11 protein-coding genes are annotated in these 16083 nt (G+C 70.2%); 7 read left to right on the top strand and 4 right to left on the bottom strand.

Features of this window, described 5'->3' with window-relative positions:
• The first annotated feature begins 145 nt into the window (after positions 1-145).
• The gene (locus tag RIN75_RS08235; RefSeq protein ID WP_309111195.1) at positions 146-457 is read left to right on the top strand and encodes an L-rhamnose mutarotase; all 312 of its coding nucleotides are present in this window, start codon (positions 146-148) and stop codon (positions 455-457) included.
• A gap of 193 nt (positions 458-650) precedes the next feature.
• Positions 651-779: a hypothetical protein gene (locus RIN75_RS43995; RefSeq protein WP_375295925.1), complete on the top strand. Its 129-nt coding sequence runs from the start codon at positions 651-653 to the stop codon at positions 777-779.
• Positions 780-823: 44 nt separating this feature from the next.
• On the opposite strand, the gene RIN75_RS08225 is transcribed toward RIN75_RS43995, so the two are convergent.
• The 3 genes from RIN75_RS08225 to RIN75_RS08215 are packed head-to-tail and all read right to left on the bottom strand — an operon-like array spanning position 824 to position 3578.
• Positions 824-1423 (bottom strand): LUD domain-containing protein, encoded by a 600-nt coding sequence (locus RIN75_RS08225; protein WP_309111193.1) that lies wholly within the window; start codon positions 1421-1423, stop codon positions 824-826.
• The gene (locus RIN75_RS08220) at positions 1420-2838 is read right to left on the bottom strand and encodes a lactate utilization protein B (RefSeq protein WP_309111192.1); all 1419 of its coding nucleotides are present in this window, start codon (positions 2836-2838) and stop codon (positions 1420-1422) included. Before RIN75_RS08220 ends, RIN75_RS08225 begins: the two co-directional genes overlap by 4 nt.
• Positions 2835-3578 carry a (Fe-S)-binding protein gene (locus tag RIN75_RS08215; RefSeq protein ID WP_309111191.1) on the bottom strand — a complete coding sequence of 248 codons (744 nt, stop codon included), beginning with the start codon at positions 3576-3578 and terminating at the stop codon, positions 2835-2837. The genes RIN75_RS08220 and RIN75_RS08215 overlap by 4 nt, the downstream gene beginning before the upstream one ends.
• A 69-nt stretch (positions 3579-3647) precedes the next feature.
• On the opposite strand from RIN75_RS08215, the gene RIN75_RS08210 reads away from it, so the two are divergent.
• On the top strand, positions 3648-4355 hold the full coding sequence (locus tag RIN75_RS08210; protein WP_309111190.1) for an FCD domain-containing protein: 708 nt from the start codon (positions 3648-3650) through the stop codon (positions 4353-4355).
• Positions 4356-4358: 3 nt separating this feature from the next.
• Here the strand turns inward: RIN75_RS08210 and RIN75_RS08205 are convergent, their stop codons facing one another.
• Positions 4359-6941, bottom strand: a complete 2583-nt coding sequence (locus tag RIN75_RS08205; protein ID WP_309111189.1) for an alpha-L-fucosidase — start codon at positions 6939-6941, stop codon at positions 4359-4361.
• Positions 6942-7517: 576 nt separating this feature from the next.
• Here RIN75_RS08205 and RIN75_RS08200 point away from each other — a divergent pair.
• The 4 genes from RIN75_RS08200 to RIN75_RS08185 all read left to right on the top strand — a co-directional run bounded on the left by RIN75_RS08200 (position 7518) and on the right by RIN75_RS08185 (position 16078).
• Positions 7518-10313 (top strand): carbohydrate-binding protein, encoded by a 2796-nt coding sequence (locus tag RIN75_RS08200; protein ID WP_309111188.1) that lies wholly within the window; start codon positions 7518-7520, stop codon positions 10311-10313.
• Complete coding sequence (locus RIN75_RS08195; RefSeq protein WP_309111187.1) at positions 10310-12379, top strand: ThuA domain-containing protein; 2070 nt, start codon at positions 10310-10312, stop codon at positions 12377-12379. Before RIN75_RS08200 ends, RIN75_RS08195 begins: the two co-directional genes overlap by 4 nt.
• 396 nt (positions 12380-12775) lie before the next feature.
• The gene (locus RIN75_RS08190) at positions 12776-13384 is read left to right on the top strand and encodes a glycoside hydrolase family 20 zincin-like fold domain-containing protein (protein WP_309111186.1); all 609 of its coding nucleotides are present in this window, start codon (positions 12776-12778) and stop codon (positions 13382-13384) included.
• Between the two features lie 1092 nt (positions 13385-14476).
• Positions 14477-16078, top strand: a complete 1602-nt coding sequence (locus RIN75_RS08185) for an HEXXH motif-containing putative peptide modification protein (RefSeq protein WP_309111185.1) — start codon at positions 14477-14479, stop codon at positions 16076-16078.
• Positions 16079-16083: the final 5 nt, after the last annotated feature.

Here is a 16083-nt window from a genome sequence, read left to right as displayed (position 1 = left end):
CGCTGTCCGGCGTGCTGATGCTCGGGCTGGTGGAGAACATCCTCCGGCTGCTGAGCGTCAGCGGGTTCTACATCAACGCCTCCTACGGCGCGGTGATCATCCTCGCGCTGGTCGTGACCCGTTACGCCACCGGAAAGGTGCAGGAATGAGTGAAATCGCGCTGCACACCAGGCTGAAGCCGGGGTGCGAAGAGGAGTACGACCGGGTTCACGCGACCATCCCGAGCGAGCTGGACGCGGCGCTGCGCGAGGCCGGCGTGTCGTCGTGGCGGATCTGGCGCAGCGGACGGGACCTGTTCCACCTGGTCGAGGTCGAGGACTACGCGGCGATGCGTGCTTTCCTGGCCGAGCACCCCGCCAATGTGCCGTGGCAGGCCCGCATGGCGGAGCTGCTGGACGTGCCCGACGACTACAGCGGAGCCGCACCGGACGTCCGACTCGTCTGGGAGCTGCCCTGACCCCGTTGTCCATCGTCGATGCGCACCACCACATGTGGGACCTGTCGGTGCGCGACCACGACTGGATCACCGACCCGCCGATGGGCGTGATCTGTCGGTCGTTCGGGGTGACGGACCGGGTGGCATCGGCTCCGGAGGTGATCAGCAGCGTGCTGGTGCAGACGGTGACCGTGGCCGAGGCTCCGACTGGCCGGTGTGCCTGCTGGCCGCCTCGTACGGCGAGGTGCTGGGGGCGGCGCGGGGACTGGCCGCCGAGCTGACCCCGGCCGAGCGGGAGCGGCTGTTCGCGGGCACGGCCGTCGAGGTCTACGGGTTGTACTAGAGACATCCCCACGTGGGCCCCCGGAGTCACCTCCGGGGGCCTTTTCACGGCAGTGTGATGACCACTTCGAGGGTGCGTGGACCGTGCACCCCTTCAACCCGTTCCAGTTCGATGTCGCTGGTCGCGGACGGGCCGCTGATCCAGGTCTGGGTGCGTACGCCGGCCAGGGCTGCGACCGCGTCGGGAACGCCGGCGACGATCTGGTCGGCGCGGACCACCACCAGGTGGTAGTCCGGGACCAGGGTGAGGGAGCGGGGGCCTTGGTCGGGTGCGTCGTGGTCGAGGACGATGGTGCCGGTGTCGGCGATGGCGACCCGGCACGCCGTCACCACGGCATCGGTTCGTTCCAATCCGGCGAGGTCGGGGATCGCTCGTGTTGCCCGCGGTGCCCATTCGGCGGGTACGCCAGGGGCCGCGACGACGTGTTGTGCTTCGCGTTCGGTGAGGGCGTCGGTGACAGCCTGTGCGGTGTCGGTCGCGGGTACGAGGCGGACCTGTGCGCGGTAGTCGCGTAGGCGTTCGGCGAACAGGTAGGGGTCGCCTGGGCCGCTTGCCCGGCGGTAGGTGCGGGGTACCGCCGGGGTGGGGCGGTCGGTGAGGGCGGCGGCGATGCGGGTCAGGACTGCGGTGCGGGCGTCGGTCATCGGGTTTCCCACCAGTCGCGGAAGGTTTGTCGGGGTGGTCGGGGGAGGTCGCGGGCGGTGGTCCAGGCGGACAGTGGTGGTGGCAGGTGGCCGATGCGGTCGTGGCGGCGGCCCAGGACGCGGGCGGACCGCGCGGAGCGCAGCAGTCGTCGCCAGCGCTTCGCATCGGACATGAACCAGGCCAGGGAGCGCATCGCCGCGGATTCGGCGGTTCTGCCCTTGGTCTGAGTGACGCGTTCGCGCAGGTGCACCAGCATCGAGGGGATGTCGATGGCGACCGGGCACACGTCGTAGCACACGCCGCACAGCGAGGACGCGTACGGCAACGTGGGGTTGCGGTCGACTCCGGTCAACTGCGGTGAGAGGACCGCGCCGATGGGGCCGGGGTAGGTGGAGCCGTAGGCGTGGCCGCCGGTGCGTTCGTAGACCGGGCAGGAGTTCAGGCACGCGGAGCAGCGGATGCACCGCAGTGCCGCGCGGCCGTCGGGGTCGGCCAGGGTGGCGGTGCGGCCGTTGTCGACCAGCACGACGTGGCTGGTCTGGCCTTCGGTGGGGCCGGTCCAGACGGAGGTGTAGGGGTTCATGCGCTCGCCGGTGGAGGAGCGGGGGAGCAGTTGCAGGAACACCTCCAGGTCCTGCCACGTCGGCACCAGTTTCTCGATGCCCACGACACTGATCAGGGTGCGTGGCAGGGTCAGGCACATCCGGCCGTTGCCCTCGGACTCGACGACCACGAGGGTTCCGGTGTCGGCGACGGCGAAGTTCGCGCCGGAGATGGCCACGTCGACGGTGGTGAATTTGTGCCGCAGGTAGGAGCGTGCGGCTTCGGCGAGGGCGCGGGGGTCGTCGGACAGGTCGGGGTCGACGCCGGGCATCTCGCGGCGGAACAGGTCGCGGATCTCGGCCCGGCCTCGGTGGATGGCGGGCACGAGGATGTGGCTGGGGCGGTCGTGTCCGAGTTGGACGATCAGTTCGGCGAGGTCGGTTTCGATGGCCGTGACGCCGGCGTCGGCGAGGGCTTCGTTGAGGCCGATCTCGGCGGTGGCCATGGACTTGACCTTGATGACCTCGCGGGTGCCGGTGGCGGTGACCAGGTCGGTGACGATCCGGCTCGCCTCGGTGGCGTCGCGGGCCCAGTGCACCGTTGTGCCGCGCTCGACCAGGGCGGCCTCGAACCGGAGCAGGAACGTGTCCAGGTCGGCCAGGACCGCGTCCTTGATCGCCGCCCCGGCCGCGCGCAGTTCGGCCCAGTCGGGGAGTTCGGCCACGACCGACGCGCGTTTGGCGCGGATGGTGGACGTGGCCTTGGCGAGGTTGCGGCGCAGTTGGGCGTCCCCTAGCGCGGCGCGGGCGGCGGTGGGGAAGGGGGTGCCGGTGAGGTTGCCGGTGCCGCGGGGCATCCCGAGGAACGTCATCGCGCGCCCACCTCCGCCGTGCTCGCCAGGATCTCGGCCAGGTGCAGGGTCCGCACTCCCGACCGCAACCGGCTCAGGCCGCCGCCGATGTGCATGAGGCACGACGAGTCGCCGGCGGTCAGCACGCGCGCGCCGGTGCCGAGGACCGCGGTCATCTTGTCGGCCAGCATCGCGGTGGAGGTGTCGGCGTTCTTCAGCGCGAACGTGCCGCCGAACCCGCAGCACGTCTCGGCCGCCGGCAGCTCGACCAGGTCGATGCCGCGCACCGCCCGCAGCAGCCGCAACGGTTTCTCGCCCACGCCCAGCACGCGCAGCGAGTGGCATGTGGGGTGGTAGGTGACGCGGTGCGGGAAGTAGGCGCCCACGTCGGTCACCCCGAGCACGTCGACCAGGAACTCCGACAGCTCGTAGGTCCGCCGCGCCACCTCGCCGACCGCCGCCACCAGCCCGGCGTCGCCGTGCTCGCGTGCCACGCCGGCGTGCTGGTGGCGGATCGACCCGGCGCAGGACCCCGACGGCGTGACGATGACGTCGGCCTGCGCGAACGCCTCGACGTGGTTGCGCACGACGGGCAGCGCCTGCGCGGCGTACCCGGTGTTGACGTGCATCTGGCCGCAGCAGGTCTGCCGAGGCGGGACGACGACCTCGTGACCCAGGCGTTCGAGCAGGGTGACGGTGGCCTTGCCGACATCGGGGAACAGCCCGTCCACCAGGCACGTGACGAACAGCGCGATTCTCACGAGTCCCACAGTAGACTGTGTGGTCTGACCATACCAGGCATGTGGTCAGACCACAGTGCGGGAGGGTGAGTGGACGGGTACGTGACGGTGCTGCGGCACGTCGAGGAACAACTGGCCGCGGGGCACCTCGGCGTCGGGCGGCACCTGCCCGGCGAACGGCAACTCGCCGAGGAACTGGGGGTCAGCCGTCCTACGGTGCGTGAGGCGATCCGGGTCCTCCAGGCGCTCGGCGTGGTGCGCAGCGGCGTGGGGTCCGGCCCGGGCGCGGGCACGACGGTGGTCGCCGACCCGGCGGGTGGCATCGCCGCGGCGCTGCGGCTGCACCTGGCCACCCGGCTGCTGCCGCTGGCCGACCTCGTCCAGACCCGCACCATGATCGAAAGCCACTCGGTGCGCGCCGCCGCTCGCACCCCGGATCACCCGGACCTGGCCCGCGCGGCCGAGCTGCTCGACCGCATGGACGACCCGGCCCTGGACGCGGACGCCTACCACCGCCTCGACGCGGACTTCCACGTCGCCCTCACAGCGGCGGCCGGCAATGCGGTCAACACCGCCGTGATGACCGCGTTGCGCGACGCCATGCACGCCACCGTGCTGCACGCCGTAGCCGCCCTGCCGGACTGGTCGACGACCGCCGCGCGGTTGCGGCGCGAGCACCGGGCGATCCTGCGTGCCATCCGGGCGGGTGACGGTGACCTGGCGGCCAAACGCGTCACCCGCCACGTGGAGGGCTTCCACCGCGAGTGGGTCCGGCACGCGAGCCCCGACTCGCGGTGAACCTCAGCCCAGGACCTGCGCCTCGGCCAGGGACAGCGGCCGGTCCGAGCCGACGAGCTGGACGCGGACGTAGCGGGCGCTACGGCCGACTGCGAACGTGGAGGTCGTGGGCGAGACCCCGCTGTGGAAGGACTTCCACACGCCGCTCTGCCCCGCGGTCACCTGCGGGTCGGTCGAGGTGAACGGGGTGTCGGAGGTGAAGACGTAGAAGTCCCGCAGCCGGTCGGCGCAGCAGTCCGTCCGGTTCCACAACTTGATCGAGCCCACCGGGAGCGACGAGCCGAGGTCGACCTGCCACCACGGGTTGGTGTCCAACGGGGCGTCGGCGGTGTGGGTGACCGACAGGTTCCAGAAGTTGCCGTCGGTGTTGCCGTCCACGGCCCGGCTCGCGTTGGGGTTGTGGGCGGCGAGCGTGCTGGACTGGGTGGCCGGCTGGTCGAGCGCCATGTTCTCGTAGACCTGGACCTCGGCCAGCGACAGTGGCCGGTCCGAGCCGACGAGCTGCACGCGGACGTAGCGGGCGCTGCGGCCCACGGGCAGGGTCAGCGACCCGGTGAAAGTGCTTGCCCGGTAGGTGTTCCACACGCCGCTCTGGTTCTTGGTGACCTGCGGGTCGTTGGAGGTGAACGGGGTGTCGGAGGTGAAGACGTAGAAGTCCCGCAGGCGGTCCGAGCAGCAGTCGGTCCGGTTCCACAGCCTGATCGCGCCGACCCGCTGGGACGAGCCCAGGTCGACCTGCCACCACGGGTTGGTGCCCTGGGCGGCGGTGTGGGTCACCGAGCCGTTGCCGAACGCGCCGCTGGTGTCCCAGTCGACGGCCTTGTCCGCCTCGCTGCCGGCCTGGAGGGTGCTGGACTGGGTGGCGGGCTTGCCCACGGCCAGGTTGCCGTCGAGCGCGCCGTAGGGGTGCACGGAGAACGTGGAGACGGCCGGCAACGCCCGTGAGGAGGTGATCCGCAGCCGGACCTTGTCGGTGGTGACCGCGCTGCTCAGCTTGAGCAGGCGGCGGTAGCCGATCGTGGTGCCCGTGCCGACCTGCTGCCAACCGGAGCCGTTCCACGCGTCCACGGCGAACCCGGACACGCGCTGCCCGACCAGGAGGCTTTCCTGGAGGTTCACCAGGCGGAAGGTCTTGGGGGAACCGAGGTCCAGCACCAGGCCGCCGGTGGGGCCGGTGGGCTGCCAGGCGGTGGTGTCGTCGGAGTCGAGCACGGCGGCCGGGGCGTTGCCGGTGGTGTTCGAAGTGCCCGCGTCGTTGGTGGCGGTGGCTCCGGCGGAGACCTTCTGGCGGGTCGCCCGGATCCAGTCGCCGAACTCCTTCATGCGCGACACCGTGTCGGCGGGGAAGCGGCCGGTGTTGTCGGGGGCGATGTTGAGCAGCAGCTGGCAGTTCTTGCCGACCGAGTTCAGGTACATGTGCTTCACCGCGTCCAGCGAGACGGCGCGGGCGTCGGGGTTCCAGAACCAGTAGTTGCCTTGCAGCCTGCCGTCGCACTCGGCCGGGGCCCAGCGCAGCACCTTCCAACTGCTTGCGCCGTTGGTCTGCTGCCCGAGCCTGGCGTCACTGCCCAGGTCGAGCGCCTGGTTGCCGCCGGGCACGGGCAGCACCATGTCCGCGGCGGTCGCCGGGTCGGCCGGGTTGCCGGCGTAGTCGACGTCGTAGGGCAGCGGGGACCACTCGCTGGTCCGGTGGGTGAGACCGTCCTCGTTGCCCGCCCAGCGCACGTCCGGGCCGCCGTCCTGGAAGACGACCGCCTCGGGTTGCAGGGCGCGGACCATCGCGACCCAGTCCTTGAAGTTGTACTTCTGGTTGGTCCACGGCCACGGGTTGGCGCCGTCGAGCCACACCTCGTGCACCTGGCCGTACTTGGTGAGCACTTCGTAGAGGGTGTTGAGGTAGTAGGCGTTGTAGTCGTCGACGGTGTAGGTGAAGGACTGGCCGTTTCCGGTGCCGATGCTGGGGATCCGGGTGGGCTTGGGGGTGCTGCCGTTGCCGTACCGGCCGGTGGTCGCGCGGGTCTGGTACTCGTGGCCGTCGGCGGGGGAGAGGTAGAACCCGACCTTGAGGCCGTACTTGCGGGCCGAGTCGGTGAACGCGCGCAGGACGTCGCCCTGGCCGTTGCGCCAGGTGCTGGAGGCCACGCCGTGGTCGGAGTAGGCGGACGGGAACAGCAACATCCCGTCGTGGTGCTTGGCGGTCAGGATGACCTTCTTGAAACCCGCGTCCCGGAACGTCGACATCCACTGGTCGGTGTCGAGGTTGGTCGGGTTGAACACGTCGGGGTCCTCGGTCCCGGTGCCCCACTCGCGGCCGGTGAACGTGTTCGGTCCGAAGTGGACGAACCCGGTCAACTCCTCGCGTTGCCACGCCAACTGGCGCGCGGACGGCGTCACCGACGCCGCCTTCTGGATGACCTGCGCCGGCGTGTCGGTGCTGTTGATCCCCACCACCGGGTTCGGCTCCGCCGCCGTCGCGGTGGGTGCCGTCGCCACGACCGCGCCGGCGAACGTCGCGAGCGCTCCGAGTGACGTGATCAAGGGCCGCCACGCACGCGGGCGTCGTCGACCGATGGGTTTGCTCACCATGCCTCGTACTCCTCTGTATCGAGTAGGTGGTGCGTCCGGCACTGGGTGCCGGGTACCGTGAGACGCGCTAGACCTCCGATCAATACTGCGCCCGGCTCGTGAAGTCGGTCAATATGTCCAGGAAGTGTGTGTCAACTGGATCGATTGGTCGGATCACTGGGAGGGGTGGCGTCAAGTGGTGGGAGGTGTCCGGTAGTCGACAGGTTTCGTGCGCGGTCGTCGTTGACGGCGGTGCGCGCGGCCCGAGACGATGCGGTCTGGACCATTCCGGCAATGGGGCCGGTCCGGGTGCGGAGTCCGCGGTGGGGCGTTGACGAGCTGCCACACCGCGACGGCGTGGCAGGGGGTGTGAGTCGCGGTCGGCCTCTGATTCGTCGCCGGTCGCCAACCGGGTTTCCGTGCCGGACCTCGCTGTTCCGCTCCGCCGGGCGATACCCCCCAGTCCCCGGTGTGGTGGAACGGCACCTTCTCGACGGCGTCGGACCGGTGGTTGGCCCTTCCACCGTTTCTCCACATCGGACTGCGGAGTCGTCAGCGGGAAACCATCGAGTTCACGAGAGGCACTCAACGATGCGTGTGCGAACATCAACACTGGCCGGCACCCTCGTCCTGGTCGCGGCGACGGTCACGGTGGCGGCCCCGGTGCAAGTCGCCTCGGCACAGGTCGATCCGGCGCGGTTCCAGCAGGTCACGCTCGCCCGCGGGGTCGGTGAGATGGGCGAGCCGATGTCGATGGCGGTGCTGCCGGACACCTCGGTCCTCCACACGTCCCGCGAAGGCGTCCTCCGCCGCACGGACAGCGCCGGGAACACCTCCGTCATCGGCACGCTGAGCGTGTACCGGCACGACGAGGAGGGCCTCCAGGGCGTCGGAGTGGACCCGGGCTTCGCGACCAACCGCGCGATCTACCTGTTCTACGCCCCGCCCCTGTCCACCCCGGCCGGTGACGCGCCGGACACCGGCACGGACTGGAGTGCGTGGCAGGGCGTGAACCGGTTGTCCCGCTTCACCTTGAAGCCGGACTGGACGCTCGACCCGGCCAGCGAGCGCAAGGTGCTCGACGTCCCGGCCGACCGGGGCATGTGCTGCCACGTCGGCGGTGACATCGACTTCGACGACGCCGGCAACCTCTACCTGTCCACCGGCGACGACACGAACCCGTTCCAGTCCGGCGGGTACAGCCCGCTCGACGAGCGCACGAACCGCAACCCGGCCTTCGACGCCCAGCGCACCTCCGCCAACACCAACGACCTGCGCGGCAAGATCCTGCGCGTCAAGGTCAACGCCGACGGCTCCTACACCGTCCCGCCCGGCAACCTCTTCGCCCCGGGAACCCCGAACACCCGCCCCGAGATCTACGCCATGGGCTTCCGCAACCCGTTCCGGATGAGCGTCGACAAAGCCACCGGCGTGATCTACGTCGGCGACTACGGCCCCGACGCCGCGACCACGGACCCCAACCGCGGCCCGTCCGGCCAGGTCGAATTCGCCCGCGTCCCGTCCCCGGGCAACTACGGCTGGCCGTACTGCACCGGCACCAACACCACCGCCGAGACCTACAACGAGTGGAACTTCGCCACCAACACCACCGGCCCCAAGTACAACTGCGCCAACCCCACCAACAACTCCTTCCGCAACACCGGCCAGACCACCCTCCCGCCCGCGCGGTCGAGCTGGATCCGCTACGGCGGCGACGCCGGCTCACCCCCGGAGTTCAACAGCGGCACCGGCGAATCCCCGATGGCCGGGCCTGTATACCGCTACAACGCCGCATCCACCTCCCAGGTGAAGTTCCCGCAGTCGCTGGACGGGCACTTCTTCGCGATGGAGTTCAGCCGCCGCTGGATCAGGGACATCACCGTCAACCCCGACGGCTCGCCCGGCACGATCGCCACCTTCCCGTGGACCGGCACGCAGGTGATGGACGCCGAGTTCGGCCCCGACGGCGCGCTGTACGTGCTGGACTACGGCACCGGCTTCTTCAACGGCGACGCCAACTCCGCGCTCTACCGGATCGAGCACATCGGCGACGGCAACCGCGCCCCGACCGCCAAGGCGGCGGCCACCACCACCTCCGGCCAAGTCCCGCTCACCGTCGGGTTCTCCTCGACCGGCTCCACCGACCCGGAGGGCACAGCGCTGAGCTACCGCTGGGACTTCGGTGACGGCACCACCAGCACCCAACCCAACCCCACCCACACCTACACGACCAACGGCGTCCGCACCGCCACGCTCACGGTCACCGACACGGGCGGCAAGACCGGCTCGGTGAACACCACGATCACCGTCGGCAACACCGCACCCACCGTGCGGATCGACGCCCCGCTCGACGGCAAGGTGTTCGCCTACGGCGACACGATCCAGTACCGGATCACGGTCACCGACCCCGAGGACGGCGCGATCGACTGCAACCGCGTGAAGATGACCTACGGCGTCGGCCACGACAGCCACGGCCACGTGATCACCACCCGCACCGGGTGCACCGGCTCCATCACGATCCCGGTCGACGGCGAACACGACGAGGCGGCCAACGTCTTCGGCTCCTGGGATGCCGAGTACACCGACAACGGTGCCAACGGCCAGCCCGCGCTGACCACGCACGCCAAGGCGACCACCCAGCCGCGCCACCGCCAGGCGGAGCACTTCGAGTCCTCGTCCGGCATCGCCAAGTTCGCCAAGACCCAGGCCGAAGGCGGCTACACCGTCGGCGATGTCCACAACGGGGACTGGATCGCCTTCACGCCCTACGCGCTCGGCAACGCGAAGTCCTTCACCGCCCGCGTGTCCTCCGGCGGCAGCGGCGGCACGATCCAGGTCCGCGCCGGATCGCCCACGGGCACCGTGCTCGGGTCAGCGACCGTGCAGCCGACCGGGAGCTGGGAGACCTTCGCGACGGTGACCGGCACGCTCGCGGGCGCACCCACGGGCACGACCAAGCTCTACTTCACCTTCGCCGGCGGTACGGGCGCGCTGTTCGACGTCGACTCGTTCACCTTCACCACCGCCTTCCAGGGACAGATCCTCGGCACGGGCGCGAAGTGCGTCGACGTGGCCAACCGGGCCACCGCCAACGGCACCGCCGTGCGGATGTGGGACTGCAACGGAACCCCTGCCCAGGACTGGACCCGTTCCGGCGAGACCTGGCGGGCCCTGGGCAAGTGCCTGGACGTGAAGTACGCGGGCACGGCCGCGGACACGCAGGTGTGGCTGTGGGACTGCAACGCCACCGTCGCGCAGAACTGGGTACCCGGCGCCAACGGCTCCCTGGTCAACCCGAACTCCGGCAAGTGCCTCGACGCCGTGTTCGGCACCGACCGACTCGTCATCCGCGCGTGCGACGGCGGTCCGACCCAGAACTGGACCACGCCGTGAAGCGGGCAGCCGTCTGCGCGGCGGCCACCCTGGTCCTGACCGCGTTGTCCTCACCCGCCTCGGCCGCGGACGCCCCCTACGACGTGCTGGTGTTCAGCAAGACGGCGGCGTTCCGGCACGACTCCATCCCCGCCGGTGTCCAGGCCGTCCGGGACCTCGGCGCGGCGAACGGTTTCACCGTGACCACGACCGAGGACGCCGCCGAGTTCACCGCTCGGAATTTGGCGAAGTACGAGGCGGTGGTGTTCCTCAACACGACCGGCGACGTCCTCAACGACACCCAACAGACCGCGTTCGAGAACTACATCCGCGCCGGCGGCGGGTACGTCGGCGTGCACGCGGCGGCCGACACGGAGTACGACTGGCCGTTCTACGAACACCTCGTCGGCGCGTACTTCAAGGCCCATCCACCGACTCAGCAAGCCGGCATCAAGGTGGAGAACCGGGGCACTGCCGCGACCGCCCACCTGCCGCAAACCTGGACCCGCACCGACGAGTGGTACGACTACCGCACCAACCCCCGCTCCACCGCCCGGGTCCTGGCAAGCATGGACCACAACACCTACACCGGCTGGCAGACCACCGGCGACCACCCGATCACCTGGTGCAAAACCCTGGACCGTGGCCGCAGCTTCTACACCGGGGTCGGGCACACCGCCACCTCGTACGGTGAAGCAGCCGTCCGCGCGTTGCTGTTGGGCGGCATCCGGTACGCCGCCAGCCGCACGAAGGTCGACTGCCGCCCGGAGGTCGGCTACACCACCCTCTACGACGGCTCGACCACCGGCTGGTCCCAGGCCGGACCAGGCGGGTTCACCAACACCGACGCGACCCTGTCCAGCACCGGCGGGATGGGCCTGTACTGGTACAGCGCCAAGCAGTTCACGTCGTACTCGCTGAAGCTGGACTGGAAGCTCGCCGGCGACGACAACTCCGGGGTCTTCCTCGGTTTCCCGCCCTCCACCGACCCGATGTCGGCGGTGGACAACGGCTACGAGGTCCAGATCGATCCCACCGACACCCCCGACCGCACAACCGGATCCGTCTACGGTTTCAAGGCCCCTGACACCGCCGCCCGCGACGCCGCGCTCAACCCGGCCGGCGAGTGGAACGACTTCGAACTCCTTGTCGAGGGCGAACGGCTGCGCGTCTACCTCAACGGCACTCTGATCAACGATTTCACCAACACCAACCCGGCGCGGTCGTTGGCCGGACACATCGGCATCCAGAACCACGGCACCGGCGACGACGTGTCGTTCCGCAACGTCCGCATCAAGGAACTCACCGACCAGGTCCTGCAAGCCGAATCGTTCAGCACGGCCAGCGGTGTGCAACCGTTCGCCAAGTCCGGCGCGCACAACGGGCAGACGCTCGGCCACATCGACCCCGGAGACTGGGCGGCCTACGACAACGTCGACCTGACCGGTGCGGGCGTCTTCCGCGCCCGCGTGGTCTCCGGAGGTCCCGGCGGAACCATCACGGTCCGCACCGGCTCGCCGACGGGACCGGTGCTCGGCTCGGTCGCCGTGCCCAACACCGGCGGCTGGACCACCTTCGCCGACGTCCGAACACCGCTGTCCGCGGTACCGAACGGGCCGCACAACCTGCACCTGACCTTCACCGGCACAGGCAGCGGCCTGTTCGACGTGGACGACGTCACCCTGGTGAAGCCACCGCCCGAGCCGGTCTCCGGACCGATCGTCGGCGCGGGCGGCAAGTGCGTCGACGTCGCCGGGGCCGCCACGGCCGACGGCACCAAGGTCCAGTTGTGGTCGTGCAACGGCACGAACGCACAGCAGTGGACCCACTCCGGCACCACGTGGCAGGCACTGGGCAAGTGCCTGGACGTCGCCGGGGCGGGGACGGCGGAGGGCACCAAGGTTCACCTGTGGACGTGCAACGGAACCGTCGCGCAGGACTGGGCGGTGGGGACCGACGGGTCGTTGGTCAACCCGCATTCCGCCAAGTGCCTGGCCGCTTCGGGCGGGAGCACGGCGGATGGCACGCAGCTCGCCATCTCCACCTGCAACGGCGGTGCTAGCCAGAGGTGGACCATCCCTCGGTGATGAACGTGGCGGGGCACGGCAGCGCGTGCGGTCGCGCCGCGCCCCGCCGCCTCCGGGAGGTCGGTGGCGACCTCCCGGACCCGGGTGCTCGGGAGGCAAGGGCGGACCCGAGCACCCGGGGCGACCACCACAGGCAACCCGGGCGCTGCGTTGATACGGGCGCCCGACAGGCACCTCTTATGGCCGGCGCATCAGTCCACTATGGACCACCTGTCAGTAAGTCCACTGTGGGACCAATTGTGTCAACGGGTCCGGCAACCCGGCCACGACAGCGCCGCCGTGGCCGGGTCCGCCTCGAACTGCACATGTCCACCGAATCCGGCGATGGAGAGTGACAGCGGAGGGAGCACACCCGTGCGCACACCAAGGTCACGGGCCAGGCGGTGGTTGTTGGCGATGGCCACCACCCTGATGGCCGGCACCGGTTCGCTCGTGGCGACCGGGACGGCCGTCGCCGTGAACGACGTCGCACCCTCCGTCGTTCACGCGCTGCAGGAATGGGTCGGTGGGACGGGGCAGGTGCGGCTGTCCTCCACCGCTCGGGTCGTGGTCGCGGCGGACGCCTCGCCACGACTCCGGCAGTTGGCAGGCCAGGTGGTCGATGAGTTGGCGGAGCTGACCGGTCTGCGGCTCGGCACAGCCGTCGGCGAACCGAAGCCCGGTGACGTCGCGTCGCGCGTGGACGCCACGGCTTCCTACGGCGGGGTGTCGGCCGACCTGCGGTCCGAGGCGTACCGGCTGGAGACCACAGACCGAATCACGATCACCGGTGGCACGGAGACCGGTGCGTACTACGGAACAGTGCTTGTATACGCCGGCGAGCGCCTCCCTGATCTGCTGGTGGAAATCGGCCAGGCCGGTTACCAGGTACTGAAACCGCGCCGAGGTTTCATCGGCGTACAGGATCTTCATGTCCGCGTAGGCGACCCTGTCCACCGCGGCGCTGAAAGTCGCCGTCTCGCGCAGCTCGGCACGTGTCGCTTCGTCGATCATCCCGCCCGTTAGCGAGTGGCGCTCCCGCAGCACGTAGCGGACCAGGTCGCCCATGTACAGGGTGAGATTGGGCCATGCATCCTTCATAGTGCCGACCGAGGTCCTGGTGTTGGCATTTTCCAGACGGGCGGCGTTCCGAACAGCGCGTGAGCGATGCGTTCCTTACGCCGAGCCTCCTTGCGCGTGCAACGGTTCCAGCCAGTGGAAATCGCTGCGCCACCACGCCGGCGAGTTCGGCTGGCACGCGTTCAGGTGACGGGCCCGCGGAGGCCGACTTCCCAGGCCTCCTCGGTGTGTTGGACCTGCGGGAGCCGGTGCGGTGGAGCGAGCCGTTGCTCGGCCAGTATTCCTCCTTCGAGTGCGGTGGATGCGCCCCGCGCTGGGCGGGGTGGGAGGTTCCGTGTGCGGGTGCGGGCGTTGTCGCACGCCCCGGGGACTGACCCGGTTCGACGTCGGCGAGTCCCTTCTCCTCGGCCACCTCTCGGATAACCGCCGTTTCCAGGTCCTCGCCCGCGTCGACCCGCCGGTGGGCACTGTCCTCCCGCCGGCGGAGGACGGGTTCCTCGGACCGGGCTCTGCGCCTCGCGTCGCGCTTGCTTGGCCGTGCTGCGCCCGTGAACCGTTCGGTACACGCGGCCGCCGCGCGAATCCCGCTTTCACGACTGCGCCGCGAGGCGGTCGGTGGGTGAATGCACCTCTTGGCCGCTGTCGCCTATCCGGCTGGCTGTTTCGCGCTTCTGGTCGTTCGGGCATCATGGAAAGACGGCGGGCGAGCGCGGGAGGCGATCGACGTGGCAGATGGTGGTGCACCGGCCGAACTGTCGTCGGGGTTGCTCGACCTCACGGGACTTCGGCTGGCGGACTTGAGATCCTTGCACAGCTCGCAGTTGACCGCTGCCATTCGGCACACCGTCGACGAGGCGGTTCGGGGTTGGTTCGGTGATTCCATCCAAGGACAGCGTGACTAGTCGGGCCGCTGGTCACGTCGAGCTGGACACCCACCGCCTGCCCCGTTCCGTCTTCGAGGAGATCTGTGGCGGGCCCGTCGGTCCCGGCGGAATCGCAATTTTGCGGAATGGACAACACAGCCTTCGCAGGCTGCGCTTGAAAACGTTCGCGGAAGAGGCGGCGGCGTCCTCGCTCGACCTCGGCCCGTTCCACGACATCGGCGCGGCGTGGGCGTTGCTCGCGAAGGCGGAGGACCGGGCGCCGTACGTCGTCGAGGACGTCTTGCTCTACCCGACCGTCGGTGTGTGGCTCGCCCGCGCACTGCGCCAAGTGCTCGGCATGGCGGTCGACTCGACACCGTTGTGGTCGGAAGTGGGCGGGTTTCACGCACTCGCCGCCGCGGCGGCATTCCGCGCGGGACTGGAATTCGCGGTGCCGGTGCCGGTGGTGCACGGTGCGGTGGCGTTGCCGACGGTGGGTGTGTTGCGGCTGGCCACGGCGTTCCCGGTGGGTGCGGCCGTCCTGCGCGGGACGTCGGCGGGTCTGGTCGTCGAAGTCGCCGGTGCGTCGGTGGAGGTGGTGCACCAGTCGCTTCGGGTGCACCACACCGCGGCACGAGGGCGGCGTGTGCGCATGGTGCTGGACGACCTCGACCCCTACCGGGAATTCAGCTCGCCCGTCCCGCCCCGCCCGCTGAGCCACGACCAGCGCGCCGAGTGGTGCAAGTACATGGACGAGGCATGGGACATGCTTACCCACGAGCACCCGGAGTGGGCCGAGGAGTTGGCCGCCGGGCTGCGCAACGTCGTCCCGCTGGCCGCCGAGGAGCGGGTGTTCGCCGCGTCGTCCACGGCGGCGTTCGGGTCGATCGCCATGTCGCCCAAGGAGTCCGCGGTGCACTTCGCCGAAGCCCTGGTCCACGAGATCCAGCACTCCAAGGTCAACGCCCTGCTCGAGCTGCTGCCACTGGCCGACGACGACCGGGTGGCCAGGTACTACGCGCCCTGGCTGGACTACCCGCGCCCGGTCACGGCTCTCCTGCACGGCGTGTACGCCTTTTGCAGCGTGGTGGAGTTCTGGCACGTGCAACGCAAGTTGGTGCCCGAGGAGATGGCCGTGCGCGGCGAGTACGCGTTCGTCTACCGGCACCGCCAGGTGACCGAGGTGCTCGGCGTGCTGCGTCGTCTGCCGGAACTGACCGAGCCGGGCCGCCGGTTCGCGGCGGGTGTGGCGGTCCGCTTGGCGGCGTGCTCGCTCGACGACGCCCGACCCGAGGTCGTGCGGGCGGTCGAGTGCATCACCGACGAGCACCGGGCGCTGTGGCGGCTGCGGCACGTGCGGCCCGACCCGACCGCGGTGCGGGCGCTGGCGGCGGCGTGGCGGCGCGGCAGCACGGCCTACACGACCGACGTGCCGCACGAGTTGGTCCCCGCCGGGGAGGGCGGTCGCACCCTGCTGAGCACGCTCGCCGAAGCGCGGCTGAAGGCACCCGACGAGTACCTGCGCGGCGTCGACCCGGCCGGCGCGGAAGCCGCGTACCTGGCGGGCGACCGGCGGCGAGCCGCCCGGCTGTGGGAGGCGCGGGTCACCGCGAATCCCTCGGACCTCGCCGCTTGGTGCGGCCTGGGCCGCGTGGTGCGTTCGAAGACCCTGCGCGACCGTCCCGAACTGGTGCGTGCGCTGTACGTGGCGCTGGCCGGCGCGGGCGGCCCGACCCCGACACAGCTGGCGGCCTGGTCCGACCTGGCCGCCAGCTGAGCGGT

This window comes from Saccharothrix sp., from assembly GCF_031180885.1.
Classification (GTDB): Bacteria; Actinomycetota; Actinomycetes; order Mycobacteriales; family Pseudonocardiaceae; genus Actinosynnema.
This window is presented reverse-complemented; position numbering and strand designations above follow the sequence as displayed.